At 44.4% G+C, this 14,685-nt stretch carries 11 protein-coding genes; 2 read left to right on the top strand and 9 right to left on the bottom strand.

The genetic code is table 11. The features are described from left to right. Window positions 1–134: 134 nt before the first annotated feature. A complete protein-coding gene (gene mobC, locus AC1Q5Z_RS05540) occupies window positions 135–2,138 on the top strand; it encodes a conjugal transfer protein MobC (protein WP_492444124.1) in 2,004 nt (667 codons plus the stop codon). 94 nt (window positions 2,139–2,232) lie between these two features. On the opposite strand, the gene AC1Q5Z_RS05535 is transcribed toward mobC, so the two are convergent. The 7 genes from AC1Q5Z_RS05535 to AC1Q5Z_RS05505 all read right to left on the bottom strand — a co-directional run bounded on the left by AC1Q5Z_RS05535 (window position 2,233) and on the right by AC1Q5Z_RS05505 (window position 10,485). After that, complete coding sequence (locus tag AC1Q5Z_RS05535; RefSeq protein ID WP_492444016.1) at window positions 2,233–3,363, bottom strand: PDDEXK nuclease domain-containing protein; 1,131 nt, start codon at window positions 3,361–3,363, stop codon at window positions 2,233–2,235. 77 nt (window positions 3,364–3,440) lie between these two features. Then, entirely contained in the window at window positions 3,441–5,510 is a 2,070-nt protein-coding gene (locus tag AC1Q5Z_RS05530) for a type IA DNA topoisomerase (protein ID WP_492444015.1), read from the bottom strand. 6 nt (window positions 5,511–5,516) lie between these two features. Next, window positions 5,517–6,971: a DUF3945 domain-containing protein gene (locus AC1Q5Z_RS05525; protein WP_492444014.1), complete on the bottom strand. Its 1,455-nt coding sequence runs from the start codon at window positions 6,969–6,971 to the stop codon at window positions 5,517–5,519. Between the two features lie 77 nt (window positions 6,972–7,048). After that, entirely contained in the window at window positions 7,049–7,360 is a 312-nt protein-coding gene (locus AC1Q5Z_RS05520) for a helix-turn-helix domain-containing protein (RefSeq protein WP_179004742.1), read from the bottom strand. A gap of 230 nt (window positions 7,361–7,590) precedes the next feature. Then, window positions 7,591–8,433 carry an RteC domain-containing protein gene (locus AC1Q5Z_RS05515; RefSeq protein WP_492444013.1) on the bottom strand — a complete coding sequence of 281 codons (843 nt, stop codon included), beginning with the start codon at window positions 8,431–8,433 and terminating at the stop codon, window positions 7,591–7,593. Window positions 8,434–8,610: 177 nt separating this feature from the next. After that, window positions 8,611–9,459 (bottom strand): helix-turn-helix domain-containing protein, encoded by an 849-nt coding sequence (locus AC1Q5Z_RS05510; protein WP_492444012.1) that lies wholly within the window; start codon window positions 9,457–9,459, stop codon window positions 8,611–8,613. A 309-nt stretch (window positions 9,460–9,768) separates the two neighbouring features. Continuing rightward, the gene (locus AC1Q5Z_RS05505; protein WP_492444011.1) at window positions 9,769–10,485 is read right to left on the bottom strand and encodes a hypothetical protein; all 717 of its coding nucleotides are present in this window, start codon (window positions 10,483–10,485) and stop codon (window positions 9,769–9,771) included. 339 nt (window positions 10,486–10,824) lie between these two features. Here AC1Q5Z_RS05505 and AC1Q5Z_RS05500 point away from each other — a divergent pair, with 339 nt between their 5' ends. Further along, window positions 10,825–12,501, top strand: a complete 1,677-nt coding sequence (locus AC1Q5Z_RS05500; protein WP_492444010.1) for a helix-turn-helix domain-containing protein — start codon at window positions 10,825–10,827, stop codon at window positions 12,499–12,501. A gap of 85 nt (window positions 12,502–12,586) precedes the next feature. Here AC1Q5Z_RS05500 and AC1Q5Z_RS05495 read toward each other — a convergent pair whose 3' ends face one another. Continuing rightward, window positions 12,587–13,645: a phospholipase D family protein gene (locus AC1Q5Z_RS05495; protein WP_492444009.1), complete on the bottom strand. Its 1,059-nt coding sequence runs from the start codon at window positions 13,643–13,645 to the stop codon at window positions 12,587–12,589. Between the two features lie 38 nt (window positions 13,646–13,683). Further along, a complete protein-coding gene (locus AC1Q5Z_RS05490) occupies window positions 13,684–14,667 on the bottom strand; it encodes a hypothetical protein (protein WP_492444008.1) in 984 nt (327 codons plus the stop codon). Window positions 14,668–14,685 lie beyond the last annotated feature (18 nt).

Raw genomic sequence — 14,685 nt, 5'->3', positions numbered from 1 at the left:
ACAATCACGCAAATAATTCAGTTGTATTGCTGCATCTAAACGACAAAAAGCGACAAATGATGTCATAAGTCCTTGTTAAACTTGAAATATATCTTCTCCTCGTAATTTAACTAGCTTAATTAACTATGAATGAAATGCAGGGAGAAGATGATTTAAGGGGACTTGCCAAAATTATGGCATTCATGCGTGCAGTTAGCATACTCGTTTTAATGATGCATTTTTACTGGTACTGTTACCAATTCTTTCTTGCCAGAGGATGGACACTGGAAACCATAGATACAATATTGCGCGGTTTTGACCGCACTGCCGGACTTTTCTCAAATGTCATTTACTCCAAGTTGTTTGCCCTGCTCCTGCTTTTCCTCAGCTGTCTGGGAAGCAAGGGTGTCAAGAACGAAAAGATCACATGGAATAAAATTTATCCGGTTTTAGGCCTTGGAATGGTGCTGTTTTTCCTGAACTGGTTCCTGCTGCAGATTTCTTTTTTTTTGTACATGCTTTCTTCTGCAATAGGCTATGCTGCTTTGATGGCAGCAGGGGTCTGGATCAGCCGAATTCTTCGAACCAGACTTATGGAAGACGTGTTCAACAATGAAAATGAAAGTTTTCAGCAGGAAACCAGGCTGCTTGAAAACGAATATTCAGTTAATCTCCCAACCAGCTTTTACTATAAAAACAAATGGAACCGCGGCTGGATCAACATCGTAAACCCCTTCCGCGCCACCATTGTGCTGGGTACTCCGGGATCAGGAAAATCCTACGCCATAATCAACAGCTACATCAAGCAGCAGATAGAGAAAGGTTTTGCAATGTATATCTACGATTTTAAGTTTGACGACCTTTCCACCATTGCCTACAATCATTTGCTGCATCATCATGATAATTATCCTGCCAGACCAAAATTCTACATCATCAACTTTGACGATCCCAGAAAGAGCCACCGCTGCAATCCACTGAATGCCGCTTTTATGACGGATATCTCAGACGCCTATGAGGCGGCCTACACCATAATGCTCAACCTGAACCGCAGCTGGATACAGAAGCAGGGAGACTTCTTTGTCGAGAGCCCCATAATCCTTCTCGCCGCCATTATCTGGTTTCTTAAGATCTATGAAAATGGAAGATACTGCACCTTTCCCCATGCAATCGAACTGTTAAATAAAAAATACGCCGATGTCTTTACGATTCTTACATCTTATCCGGAACTGGAAAGCTACCTTTCCCCCTTTATGGATGCATGGAAAGGGGGAGCGCAGGATCAGCTTCAGGGACAGATAGCGTCGGCAAAAATCCCTTTGTCAAGGATGATTTCTCCAAGCCTGTACTGGGTGATGACCGGTGATGACTTCTCGCTGGATATCAACAATCCCAAGGAGCCCAAGATATTATGCGTGGGCAATAATCCCGACCGCCAGAATATCTATTCCGCTGCTCTCGGATTATACAATTCCCGAATCGTAAAGCTGATCAACAAAAAAGGACAGCTGAAAAGCGCTGTGATAATAGATGAGCTTCCCACCATCTATTTCAGGGGGCTGGACAACCTGATTGCGACGGCCCGAAGCAATAAGGTTGCGGTTTGCCTGGGATTTCAGGATTTCTCGCAGCTGAACCGCGATTACGGGGACAAGGAAAGCAAGGTGATCCAAAATACCGTGGGCAATATCTTCAGCGGGCAGGTTGTCGGTGAAACGGCAAAGAGCCTTTCGGAGCGGTTCGGCAAGGTGCTGCAGAAAAGAAAGAGCATATCGATCAACCGCAGTGATACCTCCACTTCCATCTCCACTCAGCTGGACAGCCTTATACCGGCATCCAAAATCTCAACACTGACCCAGGGGATTTTCGTGGGGGCGGTATCGGATAATTTCGACCAGCGTATCGAACAGAAAATCTTTCATGCGGAAATCGTGGTGGACAGACAGGATGTTGACCGTCAAGAGAAAGGCTATCAGCCCATTCCTGATATCATGTCCTTTATGGACGCAGAGGGACGCGATAATATGAAACTGGAAATTCAGGCCAACTATAGGCAGATCAAAAAGGATATAATCGTGATTATTGAGGATGAGCTGGACCGTATCGACAAAGACCCTGACCTGCAGCATCTGGTGGTTAAAGGAGAACAAAAAAGAGGATAAATGAAAACATTATCCTCTTTCCTTTTTTAGAACCTATAAATTTAATGGCGAAATTCTCCAAAAAATCTTTCGACTGGTTTATTACCTGTTTTAATTACTTTTCCTTCCTTAATTCCTTCTCAATAAAAGCCCTTAATTCTGCTTTGTCAGGAAGCTGCAGCTGGTATTGGCTCACAAATATTTCCAGATCGCTATCCGCAATCGCATATTCCACCAGGGTCTTATTCTGGCTGGTCACAAGAAGGATTCCAACAGGCGGATTGTCGCTGGCTGCCCTAATGTTCTTCCTGTAGAAACTCAGGTAGGCTTTAAGCTGGCCTATATGTTCATGTTTTGCATTTTCAGTCTTCAATTCCACAAGGACATGGCACTTCAGTATTCGATGGTAAAAAACCAGATCGACAAAATAATATTCGTCACCGATGAGCAGCCTCTTCTGCCGCGCCTCGTAGCAGAACCCGTTTCCCAGTTCGAGCATAAACTGCTGCAGATGCTCTATAAGAGCGGATTCCAGCTCGTTTTCCTCAATCAGTCTGGGCTGTGCCAGATTTAGGAATTCAAAAAAATAGTGCGACTTGACCATGTCCTGGGTATCCTGGGGGGCAATTCTTCGGAGCACCTCTGCAAAGGAATGGTGATAGTTCTCCGAAAGTCCTATCCTTTCATAGGTAAGGCTGTCGATCTGTCTCTTGAGTTCTTTTACAGTGGGCTGCGTTTTGAGGATAAGAAGCTCGTAGAATCGTCTTTTGGAGCTGTCGCTAATCTTGATCAGCTCGGTAAAATGGCTGTAGGAGACAGACTGGAACAAGCCGTAAAAGTGGGATTGGCCATCCTCCTGAAAGGTCCCGTGGAATTCTTGGGGTGCCGACCCAAGAATTGACAAACTAAGATTTTCAATAGAAAAATCCTCAAAAAACACATCAGGAAGAAAACTCTTAAGTTCTTTTTCTAAAAGTGCATGGATCTGCGGATACCTGTGATAGAACTGCCTGCATCGGGAGAGCTCCGGCGCGGTCAATCCTTTCACGGAGATTCTTTTAGCAAGGTTTTCAAGCAGCTTCACGCCGTACTGCGCCCGGTCGCTTCCGTGCTGCTCGAACTCGACAATATAAAAGCCCGTAAGCCAGTTTCTCAAGGTGATATGCATATTCACCGCCTTGACGGCATTGGTCCTTAAATAATCGCTGGTCTGCTGTATCCTTAAGCTTAGTTTTTCAAAATTCATCTTCCTGCAGTATTGGTTACTTTAAAAAGCCAGACATTTTTTTGCGCTGCTGATCATAAATGATTTCCGATCGGGCTTTACTTTTTTGCAAATTCGAATGAAGTCTCAGCCTTGCCATTCATCACGATATACGCATCAAATGATTTTCCAGCCCTGCTTTTCATTCCCTTTATTAGCGGGGTTCTCCCCGTACGAAGCAGGCTTTCGATATCAGCCGGACTGATCTTTACGCCGCACACATTTCGGAACTGGATCCACCTGCAGTCCTTTTCTTGGCATTTGACGGCAGTTTCGCTTACAATCATCCTTCCTGTGCTGCACTTGGGACAGCAGAGTTCCGGCGCCGTGAGCTTCGGACCGGAAGCTTCAAGCAGTTCATTTGTTATGCGTGCGGCATAGGATTCCATCTGCTTTTGGAATGCCGCCGCATCCGTCTCTTTGTTTTCAATCTTCCGCAGTTCGGTTTCCCATTGGGCTGTCATCGCCACATCGGCAATCTTTTTATCCTTCACCAGCTCATATACCATAAGCCCCTTCTCGGTTGGCATCAATGATTTTCCTTGTCTTTGGATATACTTGCGGTCAAACAGTGTTTCGATAACCGCTGCCCTTGTCGCGGGCGTTCCAAGACCGATGCTCCGCAGTGCCATGCGGTCTTCGAGACTGTCTCCCTTTTTTCCTGCGTTTTCCATAGCGGATAAAAGTCCAGCTTCAGTGTAAAGTGCCGGGGGACTGCTTGTCTTCTCAACGACTGCGCACTTTTTGATTTTAAGCTCATCGCCTTTCTTGATTTCAGGGAGTTCCTGTCCCGGCTCACCGCTGTTAAAAAAGCGGCCTTTCACACCCCGCCAGCCGGATTCGATAATCCTGCTGCCAGCGAGGATAAAATCAAAATGCAGCACCTGCAGAGTTATCATGGTAATCTCCTTAATGCACGGCTCGGATACTGCTTCAAGCAGCCTTCCGGCAATAAGATTGTAGACAGACGTCTCCTTTGCAGTAAGCACCGATGGGATTCTTTCGGTAGGCAGCAAACCGTGGTGGTCGGTTACGCCCGCTTCGCTGACGATCCTTTTGTTCAGGCGTCCCAGTTTCAAAGCCGATATCGCCTCCCTGCAATTTTCGCGCTGGCCCAATGCTTTTATAAGGCGGGGTATCTCTTCCCAAAGATCTTCGGTAATATTTCTGCTCCCCGTTCGCGGATAGGTGATGAACTGCTTTTCATAAAGGCTCTGTGCAATGTTCAGCGTTTCAACGGCCGAGAGGTTGAGGTCCGTGCTGGCCTGCTTCTGCAGTCCCGTGAGGTCGAAAAGCAGAGGCGGATGCTCTATAGATTTTTTGACCTCCACAGACGATACCCAGACTGTCGCCGCATTTCTTTCAATGGACCTGAGCGCTTCCGATGCCTGCCTTTTATCGTCCCATCTCTTTTGGCTGATGCTTGTGAAAAGTGTAAAATCCTTGCTGTGCGACAGCTGGAGCTGCCAGTATGGCTCTGCGGTGAACGCTTTATTTTCCAAATAGCGCAGGCATACGAGCGCCAGTGTTGGCGTCTGCACCCTTCCAAGGGAATAAGCCCCGTTACCCTGGGCAGCGCTCAAGGCCCGCGAGGCATTGATCCCTACAAGCCAGTCAGCCCTGCTTCTAGCCTGCGCCGCAAGGTACAATCCGTCAAGATCAGAGCCAGGCCTCAGATTCTCCAGCCCTTTCCTGATGGCTTTCTCGGTAAGACTGCTGATCCATAGGCGGACAAAAGGTTTGCAGCACTCAAGGTATTCATAGATATAGCGGAAAATAAGCTCCCCCTCGCGGCCTGCGTCGGTGGCCGCTATGATCAAGTCGCTCTGGCCAATTACATGCTTGATAACTTGGAGCTGTTTAACAGCGGTTGCATCAGCGGAGTAGCCATTTTCATTTTTTTGTTTCCGAACAGTAAGTAGAAAGGGATTTGGAATTATCGGGAGGGACCCATTCTCAAAGCCCCTGATGCCGTATTCCTCCGGCAGGCCCAGGCCCACCAAATGTCCTAAAGCCCAAGTAACAAAATAGCCGTTTCCTGCCAGGTAGCCATCCTTTTTTTCGGTGGCTCCCAGCAGTACGGCTATCTCCCTTGCAGTACTTGGTTTCTCTGCAATAACAGCTTTCATCGCGCTTTACATTTTGCGTCCTTTTGACTTGGTTTCACCCTGCTGCTCTTCCTGCAGTTTCTGCGTCTCTGGACCCGACTGGCCGGATCTTAATGGTTCCTGCAGCTTTTTGGTCGCCTCATTGGTTTTACCCTCTGAATTCACCGCCGTCTGTACTTTGTTTTCCTCAGCAGGCTTCGCCTGTTCCTTCATTTTTGTCGGGTTGTCGAAAGAAAACTCGGTCCTGCCGCTCTCCTTGTTCAAAGTGATGTATCCGTTGTACTCTCTGCCTTTCTTGTCTATAAGACCGCTGATGTAAACGGTCTGGCCGTCCTGCAGTTTCTGCTGCTGCTGCTCGTCCAGTTCTTTTCCCCTAAAGTTTTTCAGGTTTTCCCCCGTCTGGTGCTGTCCATTGCCCTGCAACTGTTTGCTGCCATTGTTCCTGTCGAAGAGAAATTCTACAAAACGCTTGTCTGCATTGAACTGCACCGTGGCGTCGAACGGCTCTCCTTTTTTGGAAATCATCCCTTCCAAAGGCAGCGGTTTTCCTTCCAATAGGGTCTGCTTTTGATCTTCGCTCAGTTTTACCCCTTTTATTTCATCGGGTATTTTGATGTAATCGGCTCGAAAAGCCACTACTTCATTGGTCAGCCTGTCCACGCTGATCACCGAAGGAAGGATCTCGTCGGTCTTCGGATTGGTCAGATTGACAACGCGTCCCATGTTTCCCGTTTTCAGCAGGTTGTCCTTGTCCTCCGTGCTGAACTCATGGCCGAAGAAGGGATAGTTCAGGTTGGGCCCTTTTCGGATGCCGTGTATGGCGACCACAACCTCTCCCTCCTCGTTCATTTTAAGGGACAGTCTGGCATCCAGTCTCGTAACGGCAGTCCCAAGATTTAGGCTTATGGGCACGAGCTCGTTTGTTTTGTAGCCTTTGAGCATGGGTTCCAGAAGGTTCAGTTTCTCAAGTTTTTCCCTGTTGAGCCCAAGATGGTTCATGGTCTCCCAGTCGATCTGTTCCGGCTTGTAGCGGTATTCGCCCGTCTCGGCATTTGTCTGTGTTGCTTCCATATGATTTTTATTTATTGGATTATTCTCTTTTTTGTCCTGTGCACGTTCGCTCGCTTTAATTTCGTGCTGCTGCAGGAGCAGTTCGCCCTGCGGCGTCGGATTGTCTATATGCTGCTGCAATTCCTTTGCCGTCTCAACGCCAATGGCAAGCGGCACCTTGAAAAATGAAAAGTTGGTGGGATTTTTCAGCTGGCTCAGAAAATTAGAAAAGAAATTGGAGAAGAAATCGCCGTTCCTGTCCACTCTCATAAATTGGTTCCGGTTTTTATCTGTTGGGTCTACGGTCTGCATTTTTCCATTTTCATCGATACTTTTGAGTGCCTGGATTTTCTTTTTTTCTTTATCAAACACAAGCAGGATGTCCGAGAGTTCCTCCGGCCATTTCACTTTTTCAGCGGATTGTTCACTCATAACTTTATTTTTTAGTTAATAATCGAAAGTAACCCCAGTGTCCTAGCTAATGCTGTTGCTGACGCTGGCTGTCTGCGTTAGTCTCCAATCGGCTTTTTCCTGGCGGTATGTGCGGAAAAACTCTCCCTTATGAATTGCTGAACGTCCGAAAGCTTGTAATAGATCTTGCCGCTGATTGAATAATAGCAGAGCCTTCCCGAAGACCTGTAGCGCTGAAGGGAGCGAGAACTTATTTTCAGCATCTGCAGGACATCCTGGTTGTCAAGCAGCTCTTCCCCGTCTATGTCCATATTTTTCCTCCTGCTTTCGCTGACCATCTCGCCCAGGATGTCGAACCGCTCCATAATGCGTTCCATCCAGGCCATGAATTCCAATCTCTCCACATTCATAATCCAGTAATTTTGAGTTGCACACCGCAAAATTGCATAATACGCAGATCAATACCTGCCAAGTCGTGCCCATTGGCAGATTCATTTTTTTTCTGTAGTGACGAAATAAATCAGCCCCATTTGTCCGCACGCGGTCAGATGGGGCTTTCAAAAAATTGGGATGCCAGTCCCTGCCAATTGGCTCTTATGGGTAAAAAAGGAAAACTTTTAGGCCGTTAATCCGCAGCTTTTTAAAGCTCTTTGTCCATATACTGTTCCAGGGAATTCTTGAGGTGGTCCAAAAAGGAAGTCCTCGTCCCTGCCCTGTCCTTCATCCTGTGGAAGGAGTGATGCACGTCGCCGAGCGGAATACGGAAAAGCAGCTGAAAAACAAGGGTTATCCTGCGTATCCCGATCTTTCCGTGCGATACAACTCCAGAGGCATAAAGCGCATAGATAAGTTCAATTAGCGCGTTTTTGGAATCCGTCCAGAAAATTTCTTTGGAAAATTCCGTCCCTCCCGCAAAAGAATCCGGAGATTCTACTGGATGTATCTTCGTGGTAAGGTAATTATAGATAAGCTCATTGGCGATGATCCTTGCAATCTTATTGTCATAATAGGTGGAGAACCTGTGGTCGATCTCGAAAACGTAGCTGTTCAGTCCATCGCTGTAATTGATCTTTCCCCGCAAAAAATATTCATCATCCCGGTCATTTCTCCCGGACTTGTAATAGCGGTAGAAGTGTGTGCTGAAGATGCATTCCTTGAACTGCGCTTTGAGCTGCTGGAGATGGCTCATGAAAAATTTCTGATGGACCTGCCCTTCCTTGACCGGACAGATGGTCTCAATGCGGAAAACTTTATTATAGAACATCAGTTTGCCCAGAATCAGGGGTTTGATGTTTCTGAAAAAGTCTATTTCCTCCGCTTCGTCTTCGAATCCCTTTTCAAGCACATACTGCCTTGCAGTTTGAAGCACCTCCTTCAGATAGAGCGTCATCTGATGGGCCTCATCAATGAGATGGGCGGTCTGGCAGGATAATTTGTCTTCTTTAATGCTGATTTGGGAAATAATGGAATGCAGTGAATTCATACTCGAAGGATTTAATGTAATATCTTTTACAAAAATTCCGGGCGCAGCAAAAAGTGCACTGCCTGCCCTTCTGCTATGGCAGCAGAAGCAGTCATTACGCCGTTCTCAAAAACAAACCTGCTGGTAAAAGATAGTACGGTTAGGTGAATTTATTAGCATTTTCGTTTAGGTGCTGGATTAAAACTTGAGGCTCACACGATACTGGGTAGGTGAAAGTCTGGTGTTCTTTTTGAAAAAACCGCTGAACGCTGCAGGACTGTCAAAGTTGAGCTGTTCGGCAAGCTCGGAAACGGAAAGCTGCGTATCGGCCAGAAGCACATAAGCCTCTGACAATACGGCCATCTCTATAAAACGTTTGGCGGAGATTCCTAAAACTGCTTTTACGGCTTTGCCCAGATGGCCGCTGCTGACAAACAGACACTCGGCATAAAATTTCACATTATGGTGCCTGGGCGAATTCTGCTGCACCAGGCTGATAAAATCCATCACGATCTTATCATTCCGGTAGTGTAGTACTGCCTTGTTTTTGCCATATTTATAGCGCAGATCTATATACTCGTAAACTATCATATTGAAGTACAGCACCACCATTTCGCCCTTGAAGACTGCATGCCTGTTGCCGATCTTTTTCTTCAGCAGCCGCAGAAGCGATACGACATGCCGCAGTTCCTTCCCGTTAACTGCAAGAACGGGAGATTCCTGTCGGGCAAAAATTTCCATATAACCCGCACCGAACCTTACTATCCTGCTGGAAACGGCAAATTCCGCAGTGCAGGACACCAGCCATATACGGAGAAGCCCTGAGAGGGAATCGACCTCGGCGCTGCCCGGAACAGCATAGATATCGCCGGCAGAAATTTCCGCACCGGACGAAGATGCTGCGAACTTTATGGAACCCGACACCACCGCTACAAGGGTGATCCAGCCCGGAACCAAAAATTTGGAAACCGCTTTGGCTGATCCGATATCATAAAGATAAACCACCTTAAGGTCATCCTGCCAAAGACTGTCTGTTAGTGTATTCAAAATATTGATTGTATTTGCATGTAATTTTACGTGAAGAGCTGGTCTTTCAAGGACCGGCTTTTTTTCCTGCAAGCCAGCCGCATGTCACAAAAAAGATAAATAGTATATTGACCAGTATGGCCAGAAGGACATAAATAAAGTGTCGTATTCCCGAATACTTGATCTCGGCGCCGCTTAGGTAGCCCACTACCTCGTCATAGCTCATAAGATCTATGACAAGATAGAGGCTTGCCAGATTCAGTGCTATAAGAATGATGCAGGTGAAGATTCCCGCAGATTTCTTATAACGTTCCGCAAGGTTGTGCAGGATCACTCCAAGACGGCGTGCTTTTGACATATTCCTACGGCGGCTGCCATTTTGAGTCCTAAAACAACGTTCTGCTCGGATGCGAAAACTGTCTGGGCGATCCTTGTCACGGACGTTTCCCAATCCTTGTCCTTTCTTTTCCTTTCAGTGGAATAGCGGACAACGGAAGACGTTGTCAGAAGTATCTGTTTGTCGCCTGCGCTGAGCGAAGAATTTGCCTGCACATCCTGTTCGTAGGAAACAATCTGGGCATACAGGGCCTGATAAGGATCATCGGCATGCAGCGTGAGCAGATTTTCCAGCTGCATCAGGCTGGTTCTGGCCTCTTGACCGAGTATGGAGAATAGAAGAATGTCATCCATCGTGGCTTCGCTGGCAACTATGGAGCTCAGCTGATGAAGCCTTTGATGCAGTATCGCGTCATTTGCCATTCCATCGAGCTCGGGATAGGTATCGGCTATGGAGTCTATCATTGCCGCGGCATGTTCCACTGAATTCAGTTCCACGCCTTCCGTATCCATACTGTCGAGGATTTTGCTGTAAAAGTTTCCCGCAGCATCATACGGATTCTCGGGATTTGAGGGATTTGAGGGACCAGTGGTTTTCTCTGTAGAGGCCTTTGAGGTATTTGTGTTTTCAATTTTTCCCTCTGTAGTTTCATCGGAGCAGGCAATAACAGCAAAAGGCAATATTGCCAGCCATAGTTTGATTTGTTTCATCTTTGATGTGTTAAATGTTACTGATTTTGTTCAGTTCATTTTTCACCCGGGGGAAGCAGAACTATTCTCTGGAGTGCCTCCAGTAGATTTGCTTTGAATTCAATGGCAAATCTATCGGCTAAAATCATTACATACAAACACTTATATAGCACTTTACTGTAATGCAACTGTCTTTTTTCTGAAAATCGACATACCTTTTTTAACCCTAAATTTCATCATATTTCCTTTTTTATAACTATATTTGGGTCAGTTAGCATTTGATATTCAAAACAATAGACCTCTCAGGATATGTTTGGCGGAATCCAGTTCCATTCCTAACAAACCTCTTAAATTTAATCTATGGTAAGATATTTACTGGTGATCTCTTTGTGCCTCTGTTATATTGTAAACGCACAAAAAACTATTGCCAAAATTCCCGACTCCTTGAGAAATAGGGATTTTGATTATCTCTTTGACTGTATTGAGAAACAGGAACAGAGCATCGCAGTAAGGGAAATCTATCTTAAGGCATTTTTAAATAAGGCACAATTGGAGAAAAATTGGGAAGAGCTTTCAAATGCCTATAAAAATTATGTCCATTATGCTCCTGCAGCGCAGAAGCTCATCTATGCAGACAGCATGGTCATGGCAGCCAAAAAATCGAATGACAATTCAATCATCGGTTCAGCCTACCTGTCAAGAGGCGTGGCCTACTATGGGCAGAAGCGTCTTAGAAAAGCAATGGACAGCTATCTGATCGCAGACCAGTACATATCCAAAACAGAGGATGGCTACCTCATCCATAAGACCAAATACCAGATTGCCCAGATTAAATTCTATCTCGGATATTACCATGAAGCTATCTCGCTGTTTAACCAGTGCATAGCGTATTTTAAGGATAATGATGCCAGGGCTTACCTGAATTCCCTGCATTCGCTTGGAGCCTGCTACAAAATGGTCGGAAACCACGGTATGAGCACCGAAATCAACAGGCTCGGAATTGCAGAGGGAAAAAGAACCGGAAACCTGGACATGCAGCATTACTTTGTCCAGTCGGAAGGGATAAACCAATGCATGATCCACAACTACGATACGGCGCTGCAGAAATTGCAGACTTCCCTGCCCACGATACGGGACAATAATGATTTTTCAAATGAAATGGTAGGTGATTTTTATATAGGCAGATGTTATTGGGGCCTCAATGAAAAAGAAAAAGCAATGCATTACTTTAAAAAAGTGGATCAGGGGTTTTCACAGCATGAATATATGAGGCCTGATTTGAGGCAGGCTTATGAATATATGATCTCCTACTACAGGGACAGGAAGATGATTGAGGCGCAGCTACATTATGTGGAACGCCTGCTGGCGGTCGATAAGAAGCTTCATGTGACCTATGCCTATCTTCAGGGAAAAATCCGAAAGGAATATGAAACGCAGGATCTTTTGAGGGAACAGAAGATCCTAAGACAATCCGTTAACAGCCAGAAAAATAACGACCGCATATCCATATCGGTTATCAGCATACTTTTTCTGCTTATCTTGTTAGGGATAATTTGGTTCTTCAAAAGCAGAAGCGAATCTCGAAAAAAATATGAGGAGCTGCTGCAGAAAATTGAGAACGAAACCAGAGCCAAGTCCGAGAAAACCGACGAGCTCGATTTTGCGATAAGCAGCGATGTCGAGCAGGCAGTGCTGCTGTCCCTGAAAAAATTTGAGGCGGGCAGGAAATTTCTGGAAAAAGACCTTGATCTCACCAAACTGGCGGGCCATTTCAATACCAACACCAGATACCTGTCAATTATTATTATGCGCCACAGAAACCAAAAGTTCAACCAGTATATCAATTCCCTTAAGATAGATTACATCGCCAAGAGGATACGCAATGAGAAGATCCTCCAGAACTACACGCATGAATCGCTGGCTCTGGAAGCAGGATTCTCCACCACCCGGCGCTTCGTAAAGGCTTTTGTAAGCTTTACAGGGATAACCCCTAAATATTTTATCGAGGAATTAAGGAAGGAAGAAAATATTCCATAATAGTAAAGCAAAATAATCGCAGTCAAACTTTGCTTTTCTGTAAAAGTTTTTAAAACGAGGTTCCAATCTTTAATGATCTAATATTCTATAACTTTTCTAAATCCGAATCTATTTTTAATATTTTATCCAGTAAAAAATTCCCGAATTCTTTAGTCAGTTTAAGTTTGTCCGCCCCTCTCATTAAACTGCCGAAACTGTTTTTTCCACTTGGAGTTATGTCTAATGCAGTATTCTGTAAAAAGAAATTTTTCTGATTGGTAACAGTTATATTCTGATGTGCCCATTCTCTGCCATAATTCGGCGTTAAATTCTCACCGACAAAATAATACGGCCATCTGTCGTTTTCATTTCCTGTATTTTCAAGTCCAGAATTAACCCTATATATTGAAAGAATATTTAAATGTCCTACCGCATAACAGATAAGGATATCCCCTCTCCTTACTCCCCTTGGTTTTAACTTTGAAAAATGCAGATTGCTATCCACCTCATCAAATTTTTCAGATAGGGGAATTGTATCATGTGACACGCCAATAGGTTTTAGCCAAAATGTTGCACTGGTCTCTATTTGAAGATAATTTTCCCTGCTTTCAAACAATAGTGACAAATTTAGCTTGATCGGATTGATCTCTCCTTTCGGTTTTGGAGTGTCCTTAATCTTTTCCAGACAGGCATCAATTTTCTGTTCGTTAAAACTCTTGAATTTTATCTTGTCTATTATTCCATTTTTAACTTTGCGTATTTCCAGTGCATCTTCAATTAATATACCCCACTCATTGTTGATCCTAAGACCTCTGTCTGTGAAGTTTGCTGAAGTTATGATTGCTTTTGCTGAACCATCAGTATTCTCACCTATGAATATCTTGCCATGCAGGAAATTATCAATTAGGATTTCAAACTCTATATTTCTTGAATTAAAAATGTTATAAAGCTCTTTGAAATAATTTATTTTGGAGTATTGATCTTTATCAAAAGGCTTTAATGTAGTCACGACAGTGACCTTTTCAAGACTATCAAACTCAGCAAAGTCTAAAAGGCCAATGTTTTTTGTAATATACGGGCTAATAATAAAGACATTTTTAGCACCTTGAAAAATTTGCTTTACATGATGCAAATGATTTTGCCTTGTGAGGTTATTAATAATCATTGTTGGTCTTATTCTTCTATGGTTATAAAATCTGTTTATTATCTTATCCTTTCCAGATTGGTTATATATTTTTTGCAGTATCTTCCTGTCTCGTTATCACGCAGTCCTTTATTTAGTGTGTACCCTCCGCCAAGTGCAATACCTAATGCTCCCAATATTTCCTTCACATATTCCGGAGCGGTTGCCGCTGGGTTTTTAATAAGCATATAAGCGGCAAACGGTATTGAAGCCAATCCTATCCCTGTCAAGACCACCTGCCTGCTGAACTCGGAATAAATATTGTTGTAGCTGTTTATAAAGTCCTGCTCGCTATATCCCTCACCTATTTTCTCTTGGATATTTTGAAGTTCTGAGTTGAATGCCCTTAAATAATCCCTATTATTTTCACGAAACTCAATCAGCCTTTCAAAGGGTATATCTGCCAAATTTTTGGGAATAAGAAGATTGATGATTCCTTTGGCAAATTTGGTCGTCCTGTTCAAGCTCGGAGTTGTAGAACGGGAGTAATTGGTAAAATTGTCGTATTTGTTATTGTCGGTTATTATCGCTGCAGATTCCTCAAATGCAATTTCCTTTGCCAGATAGGTCATAAATAGAAACGCCAGCTCCTCAGGCAGCGTTATGCCGTTCTCGGTTCTGCGTCCAATATTGTTTCGCTCACAATAATCCGCCCATATGTCTGAGAATTTTTCATGGTAGACATTAAAATTCCAATTTGCACTATTTTCCCACTTTCTGATCAAGTTTGCACTATTGAATAAAAGACTTCTCTGGTGCCTCTTGTCATAGATTTTTTCTACCTCTTCGATGGCTTTCAGTGAGGCTCTGTATCCGACATCCGCTCCTGGGCTATACGGTCTTATTAAATCCGTATTCTCTATTATCCTTTTATAATTGTCACTGACCAGACCACGGCGGCTGTAAGGAATTATAGGCCTGAAATTCTCGAAATATAACAATGAAAACTTTAGCCAGGCGTCGGTTGGCGGCTCAAAAGTTGGATAATAGATCAGTGGTTCCATTTTAATGCTGTTTTTTAT

It is taken from the genome of Flavobacterium sp. GW823-FHT06G12 (assembly GCF_058794775.1).
This window is presented reverse-complemented; position numbering and strand designations above follow the sequence as displayed.